Consider the following 19958-nt stretch of genomic DNA (forward strand, 5'->3'; position numbering starts at 1 on the left):
GATAATAATAAGAACAACAAAAAATAAGAATAATAGACAAGTACTGACTTATTGATTGGAGAGGGTTTGCCAGGTAGCAAATTCGCAGCAAGGAAGTTTGATAAAAACAACAGTTAGATGTGAAGTTACGATTGACGGGAAAGCTTAGGCTTTCCCGTTTTGCTTTCTAGAGAATGCATTTCCCCCACCGTAGCCCCAATTGGGCAATAATTGCCGCTATGCACCCTGGCCGTGATAGAATCGCCAGCTAATTTTTTGATCCTTACATAACCCGCTAGCTTGCAGACAACCACCTGTTTCCCTCCTATGTTGAAATCATTCATACGTCGTATAGCGTCAAGAGGCAATCGATCCGATACCGCCACCGCTGCGACACACCATATGCATCTCGATGACATTAGCCGAGGCGCCTTGCGCGTGATTAGTGAGCTGGAGAAGGCTGGTTACGAGGCCTATATCGTCGGTGGGGGTGTCAGAGACTTACTACTTGATGGTCATCCAAAGGATTTTGATATCGCTACGGATGCGACGCCAGAACAGACAAAAAAAGTCTTCCGCAATGCACGCATCGTTGGCAAACGCTTTCGGATTGTCCACGTGCGGATGGGGCGCGAAGTGCTCGAGGTAACCACCTTCCGTGGCTCACATAACGCCACCGACAGTCGCCATGCAGCCACCAACCAGCAGGGCCGCTTAGTCAGAGATAATGTCTATGGTGACCTAAAATCCGACGCCTTGCGCCGTGATTTCACTATGAATGCGTTGTACTACTCACCTAACCGAGAGGAAGTCACAGATTTTACAGACGGGCTTGCAGATGTCGATGCTCACCTCGTGCGTATGATCGGGGACCCAGCGACACGCTATCAAGAAGACCCTGTACGCATGCTGAGAGCGGCCCGTCTAGCAGCAAAACTGGACTTCGACATCGAAACCAAGACCGCCGCGCCCATAACCGAATTGGCCCATCTACTGGCAGACATTCCGCCAGCACGGCTATTTGATGAATCTCTCAAGCTCTTAATGGGCGGCTACGCCGAAGCTTGTTACCAAGAGCTTCGTCACCGGCATTTGTTCGAACAGCTATTCCCAGCAACCCAAGAAGTGCTGGATACCGATGCCCCCGGCCAAGCCGACAAACTCATTACACTGGCAGCAGCCAATACCGACCGACGAATCCGCAATGATCAACGGGTGACCCCAGCGTTTATCTTTGCCGTCATACTGTGGCCGGTGGTTCAGCGCCAAACGCAACAATTAATAGACGATGGCTTAAGCCCCATTCCCGCGATTCACCAGGCCGCACAATGGGTACTTTCGCGGCAATGTCAGCGGGTTGCGATTCCCAAACGATTCACGATGACGATCCGCGACATTTGGGAGCTGCAATTCCGGCTCCGACGCCGCAACGGCCTTCAGGCGTTTCGGGCAATTGAACACCCCAAATTCCGCGCGGCCTATGACTTTCTGCTATTGAGGGAAGAGTCTGGCGAGTCCTTAGACGGCCTAGGCGTGTGGTGGACAACATTCCAATCCGCTGAAGAAGCCGAGCGCAAGGAAATGGTAAGCAAACTCAGCGGGTCAAAGGGAGGGGCGAAGAATCGATCACGCCGCCGCCCAAAAAAGAAAAGCCCACCCACAAGCCACTAGCACATGAAAACACCCTCACCAAACACCACCGTGCAAGCGTACATTGCGCTGGGCAGCAACCTATCTGACCCACTATCTCAGGTCAGTTCGGCTGTGGAGCAGCTGAAATGCCTACCCAATAGCCGAGTTACTGCGCTATCGGCCTGGTACCGCTCCAAGGCTATTGGTCCTGGTGAACAGCCAGACTACATCAACGGCGCGTTACAACTAGACACACAACTGTCACCACATCAACTGCTTGAACACACGCAAGCGATAGAAGCGAACCACGGCCGAGAACGACGCATTCGCTGGGCGGCTCGGACCCTAGATTTAGACATTTTGCTATTTGGTGATCAAACATTAGACAGCGATAATTTACAGATACCTCATCCTCGCCTAACGGAGCGCAATTTTGTACTCTATCCCCTGGCGGATATTGATCCCGACATGGTGTTTCCCGATGGGACTCAGCTATCGACATTAATATCGCAAAGCTCAATGTCAGGTTTGCAACGACTCGCCCCAGAGGCGACTCCCCCAAACTTGGTATTATCCGAGCCGATGAAGTAAGGAGTAAGGTGTGAACGGCGCCCTTAACGTGCAAGTGGATTACGATCCAAGTCAGGTTCCCCGCTTTATCGCGGTAGAAGGCCCTATTGGCGTCGGCAAAACCACGCTCGCAAAAAATCTCGCCCAAACCTTTGGCTACGACACACTACTTGAGCAAGCCGAAGACAACCCATTTCTTGAACGCTTTTATCAAAACCAACGCGTCAATGCGCTACCCACACAGCTGCACTTTTTGTTTCAGCGCGCCAAACAAATTCAAGCCCTACGCCAAGGTGACATGTTTGAACCCGTGCGTATCGCCGACTTTTTGATGGAAAAAGACCAGCTCTTCGCTCAAGTAACACTGGACGACGACGAGTTTCGACTCTACCAACAAGTCTATGATCAGCTCACCATTGATACGCCAACCCCCGATATCGTTGTATATTTGCAAGCGCCGTTAGACGTATTAATCGAGCGTATTAACCATCGCGGTATCAAAGCAGAAAAACATATCGACACCGCCTATTTGCGCGCTCTTAACGACGCCTACACTAAATTTTTTCACTACTACCACCAGTCACCATTATTAATTGTCAATGCAGCGGAAATTGACCTAGTCAACAATGATGAACACTACAAACAGTTTGTTGACTACCTGCTTAGCATTAAGAGTGGCCGTCATTACTACAACCCTGCCGCACTTTAATGCGTGAATCGACCGCCGTTGATTAATCAACACTAAGGTAAAACACCATGCCCTACGCAAACCTCACTAAAGAATCTGCTTTAGAAAAGCCGATCACTGTTAACACCCTGCGTAAAATGAAAGCCGAAAAGCAAAAGTTTGTCACTGTTGCGCTTTACGACGCCCCGATGTCAGCGATGGCACAAAAAACCGGCATTGAGGTGCTATTAGTGGGCGACAGTCTCGGCATGACTGTGCTCGGGTATGAATCGACGATTCCCGTGACTATGGAGCAAATGATCTACCACGTCGAAGCCGTGCGCCGAGGTAATGATAAATCGCTGATTATGGGTGATTTACCGTTCATGACCTATGCAACACCAGAGCAAGCCATGACCAATGCAGCACGCATTATGCGCGCCGGTGCCAATATGGTTAAACTCGAAGGTGGTGAGTGGCTAGCTGAAACTGTTTACATGCTGACCCAACGCGGGATTCCGGTGTGCGCGCATCTCGGTTTGACACCTCAGTCTGTTAATATTTTTGGCGGCTTTCGAGTACAAGGTAAAAACGACGAGCAAGCCGATAAAATTTTACACGACGCGAAACTGCTCGACGAAGCCGGTGCCGATTTAGTCGTCTTGGAGTGTGTACCTTCGGCGTTAGCGAAGCGCGTCACCGACGCCGTCGGTATGTGCACCATCGGCATTGGAGCCGGCAGAGAAACCGACGCGCAAGTCTTGGTCATTAATGACATTCTCGGTTTAACACCCCAACCGCCCAAATTTTCTAAAAACTTTTTGATTGAGGCCGGAGACATTCCCGGCGCACTGCTTAAATATGCCAACGATGTGAAAGAAGGTATTTTCCCCGAAGATGCGCATACTTTCGGCTAACACGTATAGAGGCCCAGGGATAGACAATGGCAACACGTAAGATTGATGGTTTGCTCGCGAAAGCAGATACATGGCTATTCAGTGTAGAAACCAGTGTTGACTTAAAAGCGCACCGTACGCTTTGGCATACAAGCCGCGTACTGTTTGCCGCTATTCGCGATTTATTCAGTGGCAACATCACGTTACACGCGATGGGGTTGGTGTACACCACCATTTTATCCATCGTCCCGTTTTTGGCGTTAAGCTTTTCAGTTTTAAAGGGTTTTGGTGTTCACAATCAATTAGAACCGTTGCTCAATACCTTAACAGAACCACTCGGCTCACAAGGCCCAGAATTAGTGGCCAACATTGTTGGATTTGTTGATAACTTTAAGGTGGGTGTTTTAGGGTCTGTTGGCCTTGGTTTATTGATCTACACGGTCATATCGCTAGTACAAAAAGTTGAAAACTCTTTCAATCAAATATGGCGAGTAAGCCAACCTCGAACCATTGGCCAGCGTTTTAGCAATTACCTGAGTGTCATTATTATCGGTCCGGTATTAGTTTTCTCGGCACTTGGCGCAACAGGCACGCTAATGAACTCGGCCATCATGACATACCTGCTAGAAATAGGCCCGCTTGGCTGGCTCTTCGCGACATTCAGCCGCATGACGCCATACTTTATGATCATCGGCTTATTCACTTTTCTCTACACTTTTATTCCCAATACCAAAGTCAAAATTCGCTATGCGTTTATTGGTGGAATCACCGGCGGCATCCTGTGGCAAACTGTAGGCTTTGCGTTTGCGAAGTTTTTTGCAGTTTCAGCAAGTCAAGGTAGCTATGCTGCAATTTACTCCGGCTTTGCTATTGGTATCGTTTCTTTATGGTGGCTTTACCTATGCTGGCTGATTTTATTGTTTGGAGCCTCGGTTGCTTTCTATGCACAACACGCGATGCAAATTACACGCTCAAGGGTAAACAATCCTAGCGCAGAAATTGACGAACACACCGGTTTATCGATGATGTATCGGGTTGCAAAACAATTTGATGGCGACGGCGGCGGGTTATCAATCAGTGAAATGGAATCGAACCTATCGGTAGGACCCGAAGCGATCAATCGAATCTACCAAAAGCTGGTGGACAATGGTTTTTTGATTCAAGGCGGTGATGGCGGCGACAAACTATTTCCGGCGAAAGCGCTCGACCATATCTTGATTTGCGATCTTTTAAAAGCACTGCGTCAATCAGATAACCCGTTACCCGCCTCACTCAAACAAGATCACAATGTTCTACAGTTAACCCAAAAGATCGAGCAGTCTTACCAACAAATTTTTGACGACTTAACATTAGCGCAATGGGTTCGCCAAACGGCCCAGCAAGCGCCATCAAACACAGATGTCGACTTACCCAAAGCGCTAGACGTCGGAGAGAAGAAAGCCACGGCAAGTTGATTCTCATCATCACCTTCCGAACGATCCTCCGGCATACTCTAACGATGGTATTCCACAAAAGAGGTGTTTATGGGCATAGAGGTTGATCGAACCGAGTTTTCTGCCGAAGACTATCGCGCCTTTGGAAAACGGGTCCGCGATAATCTCTATGTACTGGAACGACTACTTGCCAAGCCAAATTTTGGCGTAGGCCCCACCACCTTCGGTGCCGAGCTGGAACTCTATCTGATTGATAACAATGGACACCCCCTGCTTCTCAATCAAGACATTCAAAACCAACTACAAGACCCACAGTTAACACTCGAACTCAACCGGTACAATTTAGAATACAACTTCAGCCCCTACGCAATTAACGACAACTGCCTCGCAAAAACCGAAGCTGAGGCGCTGTCGGTATTAAAACGTATCAATGAATGTGCGCAGCAATGGGGAGGATCTGCAATCCCGGTGGGGATTTTACCGACACTCCAGGCAGCCGATACGGGCTACCATGTAATGACCAAAACTAAACGCTACGAGGCGTTAACTAAGCAACTGTCGGAGATTCGCGGCGGCCCATTTACCATTGATATCCAAGGCTCTGAACACCTTAACCATTCAATGCAAGACGTTACTCTCGAAGGAGCCTGTACGTCGTTTCAAATTCATTTGCGTGTGGCACCAGAACGCTTTGCCGATACCTATAACGCACTGCAACTTGTAACGCCACTCGCCTTAGCGCTCGGCGCAAACTCACCGATTCTATTCGGGCACCGCTTGTGGCACGAGTCCCGCATCCCCTTGTTTAAGCAGTCGATTGATTGCCGCCGCCCTGACCTAGCGCACCCAACACCCGCTCGAGTTAATTATGGGCACAGCTGGTTGCGGCACGGCGCCAGCGAGTTATTCGCGGAGTCAATTTATCTTTATCAGCCTATCTTGCCCTTGATAAGCACCGAAGATCCGCTCGAGATTTATAACCAAGGTGGTGTGCCATCACTCCATGAATTGAGACTTCAACAAGGAAGTGTATGGCTTTGGAATCGTCCGGTATTTGATCCTGCCGATGAGGGTCACCTGCGAATCGAAATGCGCGCACTGCCTGCAGGCCCAACGATTGTCGACATGATGGCAAATGCCGCACTATTAATTGGCCTTACCGAAATGCAACGGATCGGCATTAACGAAAAATTACCCGCAATACCTTTCGAATATTGTATTAAAAATTTTCATCGCGCGGCTGAACATGGATTAAACGCAGAACTCATTTGGCCGGACATTAAGCAAAACAAGTTAACCTACCGGCCTGTAACGGAAATTCTGAAGGATTTACTACCTAAACTTAGCGAACACCTCACTGCAATTGGTTTTTTGCATGCGGACTTTGATCGTTTATTGGGTATCATCGATGAGCGTTTGCAAACCCGACAAAATGGCGCACAGTGGCAACTTAACAAACTTCGTCAGCTGGAACAGCAACTGTCGCGACCTGCCGCACTGGTTGCCATGATACAAGAGTACCGCGAAAACAGCGCTGCCAATATTCCCGTTGCGCAATGGAAATAATGCATTTACGTAAAGGCAACTTATGAAACCGCAAAGCCAGATTTTTCCTAATTTTTATCCATTTCAATGCTGGTCGTCACCCGCATCTCAAGAGCTAGGCGAATCAGCGCTGGACTTTTTACACCATCTGAATGGCCCTACGCACCTATACTTACCAGGCCAAGATGGCGCTCGATCTCGCGTTATTGTAACGCTACTGCACGGCAACGAACCGTCAGGATTAATCGCGCTCTATCATCTTTTAAAAATGGGTATCAAACCCGCAGTAGATATTCACTGCATTATCGCCAGTGTAGCCGCCGCGAAATCACCACCCACATTCCACTACCGCATGTTACCGGGACAAAAAGATTTAAACCGATGCTTTAGCGCGCCATTTGAAGACAACCCACAAGATCAATTAGCAAAGGGCATCCTAGAAACCATTGAGTATCTGCAACCCGAAGCAGTCATCGATGTTCATAACACATCAGGCTCAGGGCCCTCTTTTGGTGTTACCACTTTTATGGATCCTCGACACGATGCATTGGTCTCACTGTTTACACAACGCATGATTGTCACCGATTTAAACCTGGGTGCCCTAATGGAGATCAGTGAACATGTTGTTCCCACCGTCACCATAGAGTGCGGCGGCGCAGCGGATATGGAGTCTCACCTTCTCGCCCAGGAAGGTATCGAGCAATTTGTCATTCGCGACGATGTGTTAACACCGCCCCAAACGGATTTTGATCTAGAACTTTTCCATAACCCCATTCGTTTAGAACTTACCGAAAACGCCTCCATTATCTACGAAGAAGTACCACAGCAAGACGTTGATTTAACCCTATCTCCTAGTATCGAACATCTTAACTTTGGCTTTGTAGACGAAACCAATGACCTGGGTTTTCTCAACACCCAAATGGAAGACGTTTTACGTGCGACGAATTCCCACGGGGAAGAAGTCTCCCAGCACTATTTTCAGACGGACAACGGGATTCTTCGACCTACTCAACAGTTGAAATTTTTTATGGTCACCACCAACCCGGAGATCGCGAAAAAAGACTGCTTATTTTATTTCGTAACAGCCGACTAAGTTAAAGATAGCCATCACCCTTGCCATTTGCTCCCGAGGCAAATTTAACGCATTATGCTCGACCTCAATCAGCATGCATCTAGCGCAAAACCACTGGAGGACGTGTGCAAACTTGGCAAGTAGGCGAAATCACTATCCACTGCGTAGTGGAAACCGTTTTCAAACTCCCCTACAACAACAAATCCTTTTTGCTACCTGGAGCAACGCCCGACGAGCTTGCAAAGATTTCATGGCTTAAACCCCATTACCTCAGTGAGCAAGGTCACCTTCTCATGGCTATTCAAGCCTTATTAATTGAAGCAGGAGATATTAAACTGCTAGTAGATACCTGTATTGGTAATGATAAGCCACGCAGACTAACGGCAGGACAGGCATTACACACTGACTTCCTAGATCGGCTAGCCCATATTGGCTGGCAACGACACAACGTGACGCATGTCGTATGCACGCACCTGCATGTCGATCACGTTGGCTGGAATACCCTGTTAGAAGAGGGAAATTGGGTACCTACCTTTCCTAACGCTGAATATTTAATCGGCAAACAGGAGTACGAATTTTGGTCTCGCAGTAAATCCACCGACCAACAGGCGGTGATGGAAGATTCTGTGACACCAATCTTCAACGCGGGGCTAGTGACGCTGGTGGAGATGAATCACACAATAGACCCTGGTCTTCAGCTTATTCCAACGCCAGGTCACACACCCGGGCATGTGAGTGTTTCAATCCAGTCAAATGGCGAAAAGGCGTTGATCACCGGAGACTTTATTCACCATCCTTGCCAGATTGCTCGACCCGATTGGCACTGCCAGTTCGACGAGGACATCGAAGCGGCGTCTTCCACGAGAAAACGTACGTTGCAAACCCTAGCGGATGAAGACACTTTAGTCATTGGCACACACTTTTCTAAACCAGCAGCGGGAAGGGTTCGCCTCGATGACAATAATACATGGTACTTAGAGACCGACAATTAAACCGTAAACTCATAAGATATTAGTTATGCAAAACAAATTACTTTTTTTCGGAATGATATTCATATTGGCAGGACTGACGATCGTTCATTTCAGCTTACAGCCCGAGGTAGGCTCATCAACTGACGACAGCGACTATATTCATTCTGATGACCCTACAATGCAGGCCGCATATAATAAAGCTCGAGAGCAGCTCGATTACTTTTTAAAAACTGCGCGATCGAAGCCAGAAGGAACACAAGGTTACTCCGTGAAAATTGGCATACAAGAAGGTGATGTCACCGAGTTCTTTTGGATCTTTCCCTTTGAAGAATATCAAGGTGATTTTGCTGGTCGCATTAGCGACGAACCAAAATTAATAGAGTCAGTCTTTAAAGGCGAAGTTATTCGTTTCTCACGCGGACAAATTATCGATTGGACTTTTGATGACAAGAAAACCAACGTCATGCATGGGAATTACACGGGTTGCGTCGAACTGCTTGAAACGGCACCAGAACATGCCGAACAATTTATGGAACTATACGGGTTGGACTGTAGCAAACTAAACTAGCGGGCTAGTAGTCGCACAGATGGACAAACAACAAGCGAAACACTATTTACTTAGCAAGCCGGAAGCCAAAGAGGATTATCCATTTGGCGATAAAGCAGCGGCATTCAAAATTGCAGGCAAAATGTTTGCGCTACTGTCGCGGCACCAAGGTCGAGACATTTTGAATCTAAAGTGCGCCCCGGATGAATCCCTAGCACTGCGTGATATATTCCCTGGTATTATTCCAGGCTACCACATGAACAAGCGCCACTGGAATACGTTGTTTTTAGATAATGACCTGGTTGCCAACACAACCAAGGCTTGCATCCTAGAGGCAGTACCGGATAAAGAAGTTGAGCGATTAATTGATCATTCTTACACGTTGGTTGTGCGAGGGCTCCGCAAAGCAGAACGACTAGCCCTCGAACTTAGGCAGGGAACCGAAGTCCTCTACCGCTAAACGGCCTGGGCGTACCACCCAGGTACTTTATCGCTGCCCAACGGAATACCTGGAGCTACCACGTCATTCGCCATCAACACATGTCGCTCAGCTAGGCTAAGTGAGTCCATAAACTGGGCGACAAAAGTATTCACGCTACGATCTTGTAATCCACCCGCAAAATGTATCAGGTCTCTCACACCGTCCTTGTCTTTCAGTCGAAACCGCTTGGCAGACTTTCTATAGACTGCATTGGATAATTTATTAAGATGAAAAATACTCTTCTGGGAAAAGATTACACCAGCCATAGCGCCCTCTGCTTTTAATTGGTCGAGGGCTTTAAGATAAGCGACTACCGAAAGGTCTCAATAGCGAAGTGATAAAATTGAGGGGTTGTTCAAAGTACTCTGAGAAAACTGTGAAGCCATTAACTGCTTACATGCATTACGTCTCGCAATAATTCTCTAGCAAACTACATAGACTTAGGTGATACGCTGGCAAACTGCGTTAACAATCTATCGCCGTCATTTAAAAAGAGAATTAAATTCAAGTGGTTAGCAGAAATGCAAATAAAAAATGCGCTACCGCAGCAGCGCACAAAGCGATGTTATGAAACCAGGAAAGCATCTTTGTTACTGACCAACTTGGGGAATGGCCACCAACTCGCTTACCTGTAGAACCTATTATACGGACCCCATATAAAATTGTTATGTGGCAAATTGTCGCACCCCTGTTTTTGGGGCGACAGGCGTTATAAACCCGGCATGATTTGCTGTTTAAACAATGCCACAACTTCCGCACCTGCCTTCTTCGCTGCCGTATGAGCAAAATTAATGACCAATTGTTTAAACTCCCGCTTAATAGCCGCCTGGCTCTTTTTCGCTAATGTTAATTCATAGCCCTTACGAAAATCAGCGATCGCCTTTTTATCGAAAAAAGCTTCTAACACGTCAAACAACCCGCGTGCAGACACCTTAACAATTTCCGTGTTAAATGAGTGCTCAAAGATTTGCTGCGATTTTTTTAATTGACCCTGCAACCAGTTTTTCGCCAGCGTATCTTCAATAATCAGGCAAACCTTGTCGCCTTCAGGCTCCAAGCTGGCGCGACTTAATGCCGCCAACAATCGCGCCTGCGCTTGATCTTCCACTCTGCCACCAAACTTTAACGCTGCATCGTAGCGTAAACGCTTCACCTTACTGACAGGTGTCCGCAGCAATTCGCTGACCGATTGATTACTATACTGCGAAAGTGGTGGAGACCCAGAATATCCGTGCTGATCTAACAAATGCATTACCAGTGCATCGATATCAGACTTGGGCATAGACCCTAAACCAAAATTTAAGTATTTCTCCAAAAACTCCTGCTCGAATGCAGTCATGGTTGTCATCCTGTGTTGAATAGCGATTTCTGCTAGTACTTCTCTTGAATCAAATGACCAAGCCGCTGGATAGCCCAATCGAATTTGTCAGACCAGTGATAGCCAAAGCTCAATCGAATGTGGTGGCGATATTTTTCGGAAGCGGAAAACATAACACCGGGCGCAATACTGATATGCTCCCGATAGGCGCGCTGGGCCAGTGCCACGCTATCTATCTGTAGCGGCAACTCAATCCACACCACGCATCCGCCAGCCGGTTGGGTTATTTTACACTCTGCCGGGAAATGCCGCGCAACCGCACTGATAAGTTGCTTACTCGTTGCGGATAAACTCATCCGCAACTGTTTTACATGGCGAGCATAGGCGCCTGACTGCAGGTAATTTAAAAGCGCCAATTGAGAAATGCTCGACGCGCTACAATTTGTAACGAACTTTTGATACGCAAGCTCACTCTTGTAGGCCGTATTAATCACCCAGCCAACACGCAACCCAGGCGCAATAGTTTTGGAAAAAGAACCGCACAACATCACGCGACTAGATTGGTCGAAGGATTTTAAGTTGCTGGGACGACGTTGATCAAAACTGGTATCGCCGTAAATATCGTCTTCGATCAACATAAAATCCAGTTGTTCTGCTAGTAGCACCAGTCGCTGCTTGGCGTCATCTGAAAGGACTGCACCCAAAGGATTACTAAAATTACTACTCAACACGCACGCTTTGATTGGCCATTGCTCGGCGGCAAGCTGTAACGCATCAAGACTCATTCCTTCACGCGGATGAGTAGGAATCTCCAACGCCTTGAGACCGAGTGACTCGACCACTTGCAACAAGCCGTAATAAGCAGGCGACTCTAAGGCAACAATATCTCCCGGTTGAGTCAGTACTTTTAGACTCAAATACACCGCCTCCTGGCAGCCACTCGTAATCACCACATCATCCGGGTGCAGAGCACATTGAGCTTGAAGATAATACTTAACGACCTCACGCCGAAGCTTTGCCAGCCCTGGCAAGTTATAACTACTCATTGGCGCAGGTTCTTCACGCCCAATCTTAGACATAATGCGGTTCATTTCGCGTTGAGGTAAAAGCTCTGTGACCGGAACAGCCGCACCTAAGTTGATGATGTTAGGGTCCCTGGCAGCCAGAATTAACTGTAACACCAACGCCTGGCCGCTAACGTCTGTCGGCTCCACTAACGGTCGCGACACGTCTGGCTCCGCTAAAGACTCATCCGCACGAGACAACACATAAAAACCTGATCGCTCTCTCGCCTCGATGAAGCCATCCTGTTCGAGCTGCCGATACGCAGCCACCACAGTAGACGGACTGACACCTCGAGCTGCACTAAAGCGTCGCACCCCCAGCAAGCGCTCACCGGGCTGCAAGATCCCTCGTTCGATTTGTTCTGCCAGTTCAAAGGCGATGTCTTGATAAAGCAGTTGAGCCATAATTGTCGTCCAACGAGAGAAGGTCTAAAGGTTCGCGTTGCTCACTTAACTGAGAAAAGCAGTACAGATTTGGTCACCTTGAACAATACAGATCCATAAAAAACACATCTGTACCGTATCAAAAATATGTAACTTGCATCTGTATCGATGATACGTCATCGCTACACTAGCGTCATCTTCCCTAATGACAGAGGACGCAACCATGCCTGCACCGTGTTTCATTGTTGATGCCTTCACACGAGATCCTTTCCACGGCAACCCAGCCGCCGTAGTGATTGTTGACGACGAGCAATCCGACGCCTGGATGCAACACGTTGCCGCAGAATTTAATCTCTCGGAAACAGCATTTCTTCGCAGGCGCAGCGACACAGAATGGGATCTGCGCTGGTTTACGCCCACAGTGGAAGTCGCGCTATGCGGCCACGCGACGCTCGCGTCGGCCTTCACTTTGTTCAACGAGGGTATTTCTTGTAGTAATCAACTCACGTTCCATACCCAAAGCGGCAAGCTCTTCGTACATCAACATCGTGATCGTCAAATGTTGTGTATGGACTTTCCTTTAACCCCAATCAAGCAGTGCGCTCCCAACGAGGCCCTGCTAGATGCGCTCGATCTAGCATCAGCCGAGTGCTATCGCACAGACGACCGATATTTGTTGGTACTTCCCTACGAAAAATCTGTGGCCAACCTTTCACCAGACTTTAGCGCCCTAAAAGCCTTTGACCCCATTATCGTCACGGCGCCTGCGAATAATAAAAGTATTGATTTTGTCTCACGTTTTTTTGCCCCAAGCAAAGGGATCAATGAGGACCCCGTCACCGGTTCTGCACACTGCGCTCTTGCCTATTACTGGCGCGAGCAACTAGGCAAGTCAGCACTTAACGCTCGGCAAATTTCCTCGCGATCGGGCGATCTTCAGCTTGAGGTGAGAGGGAACCGTGTGAATATTTTTGGGAATGCCGTATTAGTTATGCGCGGCAACTTAAACCAGTAAATTAGTCATCGACTTATACCAACCTACTAAGCGAAGAAAGATGGATTTTTACGCGTTAATCGTATTTGCGTTTGTTGCCTCAATTACGCCAGGTCCCAACAATTTAATGCTCGCGGCATCCGGCATGCAATTTGGATTTATAAAAACAGTTCCACATGCGTTGGGAATAGAATTGGGTATGACGGTGATTTTTATCATGTGCGGCTACGGAATTGGACAGACAATCCTGGCAAGCCCTTATGCGCGATGGCTGCTGTCTTTTGCTGCATCATTATATTTGTTGTATCTTTTGTGGAACATTCTCCACCTACAAAATGCTATCTCAGAATCTAATATCGCATCTAAACCGATGACATGCTGGCAAGCGGCCAGTTTTCAATTTATCAACCCTAAAGCGTGGTTAGTGGGCATCACGGCAACTGTACTATTTATATCGGATACACACTGGTACAACATCGCATCATTCGTTGTTACCTTTATGGTGGTCGCAATGGGCAGCATTTCAGCCTGGACGTTATTTGGGCGGTTTCTACAGAGCATCTACAACAACTCTCGCTATCGCCGCAGCGTGCAAGCCAGTTTGGTGTTGCTAACCATGTACACTGTTGCCTCGCTGTGGATATGGTAACGCGGCTACTGTGCGGGCTTCCTGGCAGAGAAGATCGCAACACAGCCTTCGACACGACACTCCACGTCATCAAATATTTCTCTCAGACCATTTTCCAATGCGTCTTTATTATCTCCCGCGTTGTGAAAAATTCCTTTCTTATTGTAGAAATTCATTAATTTTTTGGCGCGAGTAGCACTGCGAACACCTTGCGACAAAATCGTACTGCCATAAAGAACACCTCCTGGCTGCAAGTAATCCGCTGCATGCCTCATTACCACAAGCTTTTCAGCCATAGAGCCTGGAATACAGTGCAGCAAGTAGTTCATACTGATTGAATCAAAATGTGGGCAATTTAAATCAAAAGGGACTAACACATTGCGTTGGTATAATTCGACGTTACGGAGCCCAGATCGCGCACTGGCGACACGTAAACTATTTTCATTTAAATCCATTAACGCGAGACGATGCTGTGTGGGCAACAAGCAGCGCTGTAGGTAATAGCCCGTACCGACACCAATGTCGAGATGATTTGCACTGGCGAACTTTTTGAACTCTTCACGTAAAATATGTGTGGGGCATTTCCAGATGTAGTGATTTGAAACACCCAACACCCACCAGTCATAGATAGCTAATACTGTGCGACTATAGACTGCCTGACCATCTGCGCTAGTTTGCTCATTGATACCCGAAGAACGCGTTTGGGCAGATGGTGAATCAAGCATAATTATCCTTTGTAATTGTAAGTTTATGCCAATAGTGACTACGTAAACGGGCCACTTTACTCTACAATATGCGCCAACGCCTATATCGATATACGACAACTTTTTGTCTTATCAAGTCGACTCAAATAGAGCCTAATCTCGCATGCTGAAGCAAGTTCCTAACCTATTAACAACGTTGCGTATTCTTCTTGCCGCACCGATTGCTTGGTTAATCATCGAGGGAGAGTTTTCTCTAGTGCTGGTACTTGCCTTTATTGCGGGAGTAACCGACGGGCTAGATGGGTGGATTGCGCGACGATTCAATGCTCAATCTCGATACGGTGCCATCGCTGACCCGATATCCGATAAAGCGTTACTGATCGGCACCTTCGTTAGCCTGGCGTGGGTAGGGCTGGTTCCAGAATGGGTTGCCTGGCTAGTGGTTGCCCGCGATGTAGTGATACTCACCGGCGCCATTTGCTATCACTGGCTTTATGGACGATACGATATGGCTCCTAGCTTTTGGGGAAAAGCCAGTACGCTAGTGCAGATTTGTTTTGTTTTAATGGTGCTCACTCAACAAGTGACACCGGTTTTTACCGCCGAAATGTTTCAGGGCATGTTGTGGCTACTCATTGCACTCGCAGTAATTAGCGGCGGCAATTACATTAAAGTGTGGGGCGGGAAAGCCATGACCCATGCTTCGGCAAACACACCCGACAACTAACTTAATTGATGCAACCAACAACCACAGCATAGCTATTGTGAAAGATTTTTATAAAAACGGCCACCGACATCTACAACAAACCTTTGCGTCTGAAAAGCTTGCAGACCGCCTCAACAAAATCATTGTTCACGATCAGCTCACTGAAGCGGAACAAGCGTTTATTAGTTCGCAGGACATGGTTTTCGTCAGCACGGTTGATGAGGCTGGACAGCCCACGGTGTCATACAAAGGAGGCAACCCAGGGTTTGTAAAAGTGCTTAACGAGCGACAATTGGCGTTTCCTGGTTACGATGGGAATGGCATGTTTTTGACTGCCGGCAACATTATCGACTCAACCAAGATTGGCCTCCTGTTTATTGATTTTAGCTCGCCGAATAGACTACGAGTTCACGGTGAAGCTAGCGTACAGATTGAGAACCCTCTGCGTGACGAATACCCAGAATCCGAGTACATTGTCCAGATAGAAATCACGAATATATTTGTCAATTGCGGCCGCTACATTCACCCACATAAAAAAATTGGCACTAATCAGTACGTACCGCAATCGGGTCAAAAAACTCCCGAGCCAGACTGGAAAAGTGAAGCGGTTTTCAGCGATGTTTTGCCAACTGCAAAGCGATAACTAAACTCCTAAAAAAGCAATCAATATACTTCCGACTATTGCGAACACTATTATGAAATCATTTTTCAGAAAATTATTCTTCCCTATCCTTTCGCCGTTTGAATCGGGTACCGACCCGTATTCTTACAAGCCCTTAAACAGAAAAGTACTCATCGTTGTTGGCATTCTATTTTTAGGGTTAAGTTTGTTTCTCGCACCTAGCGCAATCAAAGCAGGCGATATAGGTTACTTATTACCTCTCATTGTTTTCTCAGGCGCGGGTCTAGTGTGCACCGTAGTTGGCTTACTCGGCAATGACCGGGCTGTCTGTAAAATATGGGGAAATCGATAACCCCTCCCATCCATTACTAACCATAAGTGATTTATTATGAGCGACTTTCCCAACTGCCCTAAGTGTAATTCTGAGTTTACCTACTCAGACGGCACATTATTAATTTGCCCCGAATGTGCCCACGAATGGTCAGAAGCCGAATCACTAGAAGACGACAACACAATTTTCGATGCCAATGGCAACCCGCTTCAGGACGGCGATACCGTGACCGTTATTAAAGATTTGAAGGTCAAAGGTTCATCGTCTGTCGTCAAAGTAGGCACCAAAGTAAAAAACATTCGGCTAGTCGATGGAGACCACGACATTGACTGCAAAATCGATGGCATCGGAGCCATGAAATTGAAATCTGAGTTTGTTAAAAAGGTAAACTGATCAACTTTATCTAAAGCATAATAAGCTGATAGTTTGGATTTTTATCGGCCTTGTCAAAAAACTTCAGCACAATTTTATAGAGGTCGTATTCGAAAGGGGTTGTGGATTTTTGATCAGGCAATGACTCAATAGATTCAGCAGAACCAAGATAGCACCATTGATCAATGAGATGGAAATTTGTCAGCTGCGCTGACATCTCTTTTATCACCACAGGCCCCGCATAAGGCCAGACTTTAACCCGCCAATCGTCCAAACCTGACAAAAGTCGTTGGTTGTAATCAGCGGCTTCTTCTTTTCCAACACAGGCGCCATGGCAGCGTTTAAGCTGGTGCGCAAAACACGCCCCTTTTCTTGATTTTTCCAGTCCTGTGAGGCGATGACAGAGACTATTGTCTTCCGCGACTTTACGAAGCGTTTGTTCTGTCATTTTCTTAGAGCGAAACAGCCCAACTGTTTTATCTAGAGATTCCAGAGGAAGAGAGTCGCCGCTTTTAATCGCAACTCGGAGATAACCGTTGCCGTCTTGCTCTAGCAGCATATACCAAAGTTTTTTATTCCGACGCAACTGACGGTTATAAATTGGTGATTGTGTTTTAATTAAATTTGCCTCTAGTAATTGCGCGCCTAAATCACCGGCAGTCTCTACGTATTCAATTCTCACCACTTGACGTGACAATTCCATTTCTTTGTCACTGGCATGGTCAGCGCTAAAATGTGATTTAACTCGGTCACGTATGCTCACCGATTTTCCCACGTAGAGCAGTGCATCACGGTTATCATAAAATTTATAGACTCCCGGGCAATTCGGTAACTTATCCACTTCGTCAAGCGGGAGGTTTGGCGGCATGCTAGAACGGCGAGTTAATTGCTGGATAGCGGTCTGCACTGCCTCAACCCCCAGTAAACGAGACCAGCGCGCAACCAGTTGCACCAACAAATCAGCATCACCCATCGCTCGGTGGCGAGCATCGACATGTAAGCCGTGAACATGAATGAGATTATCAAGACTGTGCTTGTTGAGATCGGGGGTCACGAGGCGAGAAAGCTTAACCGTGCACATCACCTTGGTGCGATAGTCATAACCTAATCGTTTGAATTCATTCTTCAAAAAACCATGATCAAACCTGGCGTTATGCGCCACCAGTGTTCTCCCGTGTAGATGACTCAGCAGGTCTTCTGCAATATCCGAGAACGCAGGTGCATCGGCTACAAGCTGGTCGTCAATACCCGTCAGTGATGTAATGAAGGAAGAAATAGGGACACCCGGATTCACTAGACTTTGATATTGATCTACCACCTCACCATCAAGCACCTCGATAAGCCCCACCTCTGTGATGCGATCTTGGCTAGCCTTACCACCGGTAGTCTCCAAATCGAGAAAAACGAAATGTCCCTGGGGGAATAGCATGATTCAGGTGCCCCTAACACGATAAAAACAACTGTATATTTACCCAGATAAATCTACCCGTCAAGAGACGGCGCTATCGGTGGAATGTGCTATAACTTAAGAGAACACGAGTCACCCTCTCCGCTTCAGCCGAGGTCGCCTAGGGTAATGACAACAGGAAAGAGACATTCATGAGCTCGGGTAGTCAGCATCGCACCCATTTTGTGGTTGCAGCAATCGTCGCATCAGAACTCCATAAAGCCATGTTGGTAGCGCGTCAAATCGCGCTCACAGCGAGCAATGCCCGCGCACTTGCCCTACGAGCAGGACAAGGCGCAGCGGGGTTTCGAGCCATTACAGAGTTCATTGACGACTTAGCCAGTAAAACGGTGGAAGCGTCCCAGCAAATTAATGGCCGGGCAATTGTCATTAGCCGCATGGCCTCTGAGTCAGCTAGAGTCGAGGCGACCCTCGATAGCTTCAAGCGAGCCTACACGTTAGCGGAAGATGCTGAATTTTTAACCAGCCTAGCGCCAGCCTATTCTAAGATTGAAGCCGAACACGTAGAGCTAAAAGGCGCATTTGAGCAGCAAGTTCAGGGCCTTCACAGTGATTTAGAGGAACTCTCCAGAGAGCTCCGGACAGCCGCCGTGCTATCAACAATGTCGCGAGTTGAAGCCTCACAGTCTGGGAAACAATTTGAGCAGCCGCTGTCTGTTATTGCCTCTAACGTCGGCGACGCCGCTGGAAAAATACAGAACCACGTCCGTCATTCACAACAACTGTTTGCAGGATTGTCATAGCAATCGCTTTAACACTACCAACATCACGGATCGATTATGCTAACACGCGAGATTTTCAACAACGGTCGTCATCAGTGGTTTATGTTTGGTCGAGATCCAGACAAACCCGACAAAATTATCGATACCAACCAGTATATGGTGCGCACCGCAAATAACGCACTGTTGATGGACCCAGGTGGCGTCGAGCTTTTCTCAGCCATGCTGGCTAGCGTGGTAAAACAAGTGCCGGTCGAGCAAATTACCCACCTATTCGCCTCACACCAAGACCCAGATATCATTTCCTCTCTGGGACTCTGGGACAAAGCACTTGAACACGCGAAACTCCACGCACCATGGCTATGGGAGGGTTTTATTCGTCATTTTGGAATGGATACTATTGAATACGTCTCCATTCCCGATGGCGGTGATTCCTTGGAACTCGACGGCGTAACGCTAAAATTTATCCCTGCTCACTACCTACACGCTTCGGGTAACTTTCACGTCTACGACCCGCAGGCGAAAATATTAATGAGCGGTGATATTGGTGCAGCATTAGAACCCGCTGGCGCGCCATTTGAGGTGACCGATTTTGACGAGCACATACCCAAAATGAAAGGCTTCCATGAACGCTGGATGCCCTCCAACCGCGCCAAGCAGGACTGGATTAACCGCGTCAGGCAACTAGACATCGACATCATGGCACCGCAACATGGTCGAGTATTTACCGGGAATAACATCAAACGATTCCTCGACTGGTTCGAAACCCTAGATGTCGGAACCGCTATCGCAAAGTAAATTTCGCCTCTAGGCTAACCTTTCTTAATCTCTCGCTGTGCTAAACTTGGCCGCTTC

Annotated in this window: 22 protein-coding genes; 17 read left to right on the forward strand and 5 right to left on the reverse strand. The window is 47.6% G+C overall.

Annotated features, from left to right (window positions below; genetic code table 11):
- Positions 1-306: 306 nt before the first annotated feature.
- The 10 genes from pcnB (at position 307) to ACZ5NB_RS14565 (ending at position 9772) form a co-directional block, all read left to right on the forward strand.
- Positions 307-1650 (forward strand): polynucleotide adenylyltransferase PcnB, encoded by a 1344-nt coding sequence (gene pcnB / locus ACZ5NB_RS14520; protein WP_460234662.1) that lies wholly within the window; start codon positions 307-309, stop codon positions 1648-1650.
- A gap of 3 nt (positions 1651-1653) precedes the next feature.
- Entirely contained in the window at positions 1654-2202 is a 549-nt protein-coding gene (gene folK, locus ACZ5NB_RS14525) for a 2-amino-4-hydroxy-6-hydroxymethyldihydropteridine diphosphokinase (protein WP_460234663.1), read from the forward strand.
- A gap of 10 nt (positions 2203-2212) precedes the next feature.
- Positions 2213-2890, forward strand: a complete 678-nt coding sequence (locus ACZ5NB_RS14530; protein WP_460234664.1) for a deoxynucleoside kinase — start codon at positions 2213-2215, stop codon at positions 2888-2890.
- A 47-nt stretch (positions 2891-2937) separates the two neighbouring features.
- Positions 2938-3765 (forward strand): 3-methyl-2-oxobutanoate hydroxymethyltransferase, encoded by an 828-nt coding sequence (gene panB, locus ACZ5NB_RS14535; RefSeq protein WP_460234665.1) that lies wholly within the window; start codon positions 2938-2940, stop codon positions 3763-3765.
- A 26-nt stretch (positions 3766-3791) separates the two neighbouring features.
- On the forward strand, positions 3792-5198 hold the full coding sequence (locus tag ACZ5NB_RS14540; protein WP_460234666.1) for a YihY/virulence factor BrkB family protein: 1407 nt from the start codon (positions 3792-3794) through the stop codon (positions 5196-5198).
- Between the two features lie 69 nt (positions 5199-5267).
- A complete protein-coding gene (locus ACZ5NB_RS14545; RefSeq protein ID WP_460234667.1) occupies positions 5268-6743 on the forward strand; it encodes a glutamate--cysteine ligase in 1476 nt (491 codons plus the stop codon).
- A 22-nt stretch (positions 6744-6765) separates the two neighbouring features.
- A complete protein-coding gene (locus ACZ5NB_RS14550) occupies positions 6766-7815 on the forward strand; it encodes a M14 family metallopeptidase (protein ID WP_460234668.1) in 1050 nt (349 codons plus the stop codon).
- A 104-nt stretch (positions 7816-7919) separates the two neighbouring features.
- Complete coding sequence (locus ACZ5NB_RS14555) at positions 7920-8786, forward strand: MBL fold metallo-hydrolase (protein ID WP_460234669.1); 867 nt, start codon at positions 7920-7922, stop codon at positions 8784-8786.
- Between the two features lie 25 nt (positions 8787-8811).
- Positions 8812-9333, forward strand: a complete 522-nt coding sequence (locus ACZ5NB_RS14560; protein ID WP_460234670.1) for a DUF2314 domain-containing protein — start codon at positions 8812-8814, stop codon at positions 9331-9333.
- 19 nt (positions 9334-9352) lie between these two features.
- Positions 9353-9772 carry an MmcQ/YjbR family DNA-binding protein gene (locus tag ACZ5NB_RS14565; RefSeq protein WP_460234671.1) on the forward strand — a complete coding sequence of 140 codons (420 nt, stop codon included), beginning with the start codon at positions 9353-9355 and terminating at the stop codon, positions 9770-9772.
- Here ACZ5NB_RS14565 and ACZ5NB_RS14570 read toward each other — a convergent pair.
- From ACZ5NB_RS14570 to ACZ5NB_RS14580, 3 genes are all read right to left on the reverse strand, one after another.
- Entirely contained in the window at positions 9769-10059 is a 291-nt protein-coding gene (locus tag ACZ5NB_RS14570; RefSeq protein WP_460234672.1) for a hypothetical protein, read from the reverse strand. The two genes, ACZ5NB_RS14565 and ACZ5NB_RS14570, sit on opposite strands and share 4 nt — an antisense overlap.
- A gap of 443 nt (positions 10060-10502) precedes the next feature.
- Positions 10503-11132 carry a hypothetical protein gene (locus ACZ5NB_RS14575; RefSeq protein WP_460234673.1) on the reverse strand — a complete coding sequence of 210 codons (630 nt, stop codon included), beginning with the start codon at positions 11130-11132 and terminating at the stop codon, positions 10503-10505.
- Between the two features lie 32 nt (positions 11133-11164).
- Positions 11165-12580: an aminotransferase-like domain-containing protein gene (locus tag ACZ5NB_RS14580; protein ID WP_460234674.1), complete on the reverse strand. Its 1416-nt coding sequence runs from the start codon at positions 12578-12580 to the stop codon at positions 11165-11167.
- 202 nt (positions 12581-12782) lie between these two features.
- Between ACZ5NB_RS14580 and ACZ5NB_RS14585 the strand changes: the two genes are divergently transcribed.
- Together ACZ5NB_RS14585 and ACZ5NB_RS14590 are read left to right on the forward strand one after the other, a co-directional pair.
- A complete protein-coding gene (locus tag ACZ5NB_RS14585) occupies positions 12783-13574 on the forward strand; it encodes a PhzF family phenazine biosynthesis protein (protein ID WP_460234675.1) in 792 nt (263 codons plus the stop codon).
- Positions 13575-13614: 40 nt separating this feature from the next.
- A complete protein-coding gene (locus tag ACZ5NB_RS14590) occupies positions 13615-14202 on the forward strand; it encodes a LysE family translocator (RefSeq protein WP_460234676.1) in 588 nt (195 codons plus the stop codon).
- Positions 14203-14207: 5 nt separating this feature from the next.
- Here ACZ5NB_RS14590 and ACZ5NB_RS14595 read toward each other — a convergent pair whose 3' ends face one another.
- A complete protein-coding gene (locus ACZ5NB_RS14595; protein ID WP_460234677.1) occupies positions 14208-14906 on the reverse strand; it encodes a class I SAM-dependent methyltransferase in 699 nt (232 codons plus the stop codon).
- 142 nt (positions 14907-15048) lie between these two features.
- Here ACZ5NB_RS14595 and ACZ5NB_RS14600 point away from each other — a divergent pair, with 142 nt between their 5' ends.
- From ACZ5NB_RS14600 to ACZ5NB_RS14610, 3 genes are all read left to right on the forward strand, one after another.
- Positions 15049-15612 carry a CDP-alcohol phosphatidyltransferase family protein gene (locus tag ACZ5NB_RS14600; protein WP_460234678.1) on the forward strand — a complete coding sequence of 188 codons (564 nt, stop codon included), beginning with the start codon at positions 15049-15051 and terminating at the stop codon, positions 15610-15612.
- Positions 15584-16234: a pyridoxamine 5'-phosphate oxidase family protein gene (locus tag ACZ5NB_RS14605; RefSeq protein WP_460234679.1), complete on the forward strand. Its 651-nt coding sequence runs from the start codon at positions 15584-15586 to the stop codon at positions 16232-16234. The genes ACZ5NB_RS14600 and ACZ5NB_RS14605 overlap by 29 nt, the downstream gene beginning before the upstream one ends.
- Before the next feature lie 367 nt (positions 16235-16601).
- Complete coding sequence (locus tag ACZ5NB_RS14610) at positions 16602-16937, forward strand: zinc ribbon domain-containing protein YjdM (RefSeq protein WP_460234681.1); 336 nt, start codon at positions 16602-16604, stop codon at positions 16935-16937.
- A 10-nt stretch (positions 16938-16947) separates the two neighbouring features.
- Here the strand turns inward: ACZ5NB_RS14610 and ACZ5NB_RS14615 are convergent, their stop codons facing one another.
- Positions 16948-18345, reverse strand: a complete 1398-nt coding sequence (locus tag ACZ5NB_RS14615; RefSeq protein ID WP_460234682.1) for an exonuclease domain-containing protein — start codon at positions 18343-18345, stop codon at positions 16948-16950.
- 170 nt (positions 18346-18515) lie between these two features.
- Between ACZ5NB_RS14615 and ACZ5NB_RS14620 the strand changes: the two genes are divergently transcribed.
- Complete coding sequence (locus ACZ5NB_RS14620) at positions 18516-19127, forward strand: chemotaxis protein (RefSeq protein ID WP_460234683.1); 612 nt, start codon at positions 18516-18518, stop codon at positions 19125-19127.
- Positions 19128-19163: 36 nt separating this feature from the next.
- Positions 19164-19901: an oxygen-binding di-iron domain-containing protein gene (locus tag ACZ5NB_RS14625; protein ID WP_460234684.1), complete on the forward strand. Its 738-nt coding sequence runs from the start codon at positions 19164-19166 to the stop codon at positions 19899-19901.
- Positions 19902-19958: the final 57 nt, after the last annotated feature.

This window comes from Aurantivibrio plasticivorans, from assembly GCF_055392955.1.

Coding starts and splice junctions, on each gene's coding strand:
- panB (WP_460234665.1), top strand. CDS start 2,938: ATGCCCTACGCAAACCTCACTAAAGAATCTGCTTTAGAAAAGCCGATC.
- ACZ5NB_RS14610 (WP_460234681.1), top strand. CDS start 16,602: ATGAGCGACTTTCCCAACTGCCCTAAGTGTAATTCTGAGTTTACCTAC.
- ACZ5NB_RS14575 (WP_460234673.1), bottom strand. CDS start 11,132: ATGACTGCATTCGAGCAGGAGTTTTTGGAGAAATACTTAAATTTTGGT.
- ACZ5NB_RS14605 (WP_460234679.1), top strand. CDS start 15,584: ATGCTTCGGCAAACACACCCGACAACTAACTTAATTGATGCAACCAAC.
- ACZ5NB_RS14565 (WP_460234671.1), top strand. CDS start 9,353: ATGGACAAACAACAAGCGAAACACTATTTACTTAGCAAGCCGGAAGCC.
- pcnB (WP_460234662.1), top strand. CDS start 307: ATGTTGAAATCATTCATACGTCGTATAGCGTCAAGAGGCAATCGATCC.
- folK (WP_460234663.1), top strand. CDS start 1,654: ATGAAAACACCCTCACCAAACACCACCGTGCAAGCGTACATTGCGCTG.
- ACZ5NB_RS14570 (WP_460234672.1), bottom strand. CDS start 10,059: ATGGCTGGTGTAATCTTTTCCCAGAAGAGTATTTTTCATCTTAATAAA.
- ACZ5NB_RS14625 (WP_460234684.1), top strand. CDS start 19,164: ATGCTAACACGCGAGATTTTCAACAACGGTCGTCATCAGTGGTTTATG.
- ACZ5NB_RS14580 (WP_460234674.1), bottom strand. CDS start 12,580: ATGGCTCAACTGCTTTATCAAGACATCGCCTTTGAACTGGCAGAACAA.
- ACZ5NB_RS14585 (WP_460234675.1), top strand. CDS start 12,783: ATGCCTGCACCGTGTTTCATTGTTGATGCCTTCACACGAGATCCTTTC.
- ACZ5NB_RS14590 (WP_460234676.1), top strand. CDS start 13,615: ATGGATTTTTACGCGTTAATCGTATTTGCGTTTGTTGCCTCAATTACG.
- ACZ5NB_RS14545 (WP_460234667.1), top strand. CDS start 5,268: ATGGGCATAGAGGTTGATCGAACCGAGTTTTCTGCCGAAGACTATCGC.
- ACZ5NB_RS14540 (WP_460234666.1), top strand. CDS start 3,792: ATGGCAACACGTAAGATTGATGGTTTGCTCGCGAAAGCAGATACATGG.
- ACZ5NB_RS14560 (WP_460234670.1), top strand. CDS start 8,812: ATGCAAAACAAATTACTTTTTTTCGGAATGATATTCATATTGGCAGGA.
- ACZ5NB_RS14615 (WP_460234682.1), bottom strand. CDS start 18,345: ATGCTATTCCCCCAGGGACATTTCGTTTTTCTCGATTTGGAGACTACC.
- ACZ5NB_RS14550 (WP_460234668.1), top strand. CDS start 6,766: ATGAAACCGCAAAGCCAGATTTTTCCTAATTTTTATCCATTTCAATGC.
- ACZ5NB_RS14600 (WP_460234678.1), top strand. CDS start 15,049: ATGCTGAAGCAAGTTCCTAACCTATTAACAACGTTGCGTATTCTTCTT.
- ACZ5NB_RS14620 (WP_460234683.1), top strand. CDS start 18,516: ATGAGCTCGGGTAGTCAGCATCGCACCCATTTTGTGGTTGCAGCAATC.
- ACZ5NB_RS14595 (WP_460234677.1), bottom strand. CDS start 14,906: ATGCTTGATTCACCATCTGCCCAAACGCGTTCTTCGGGTATCAATGAG.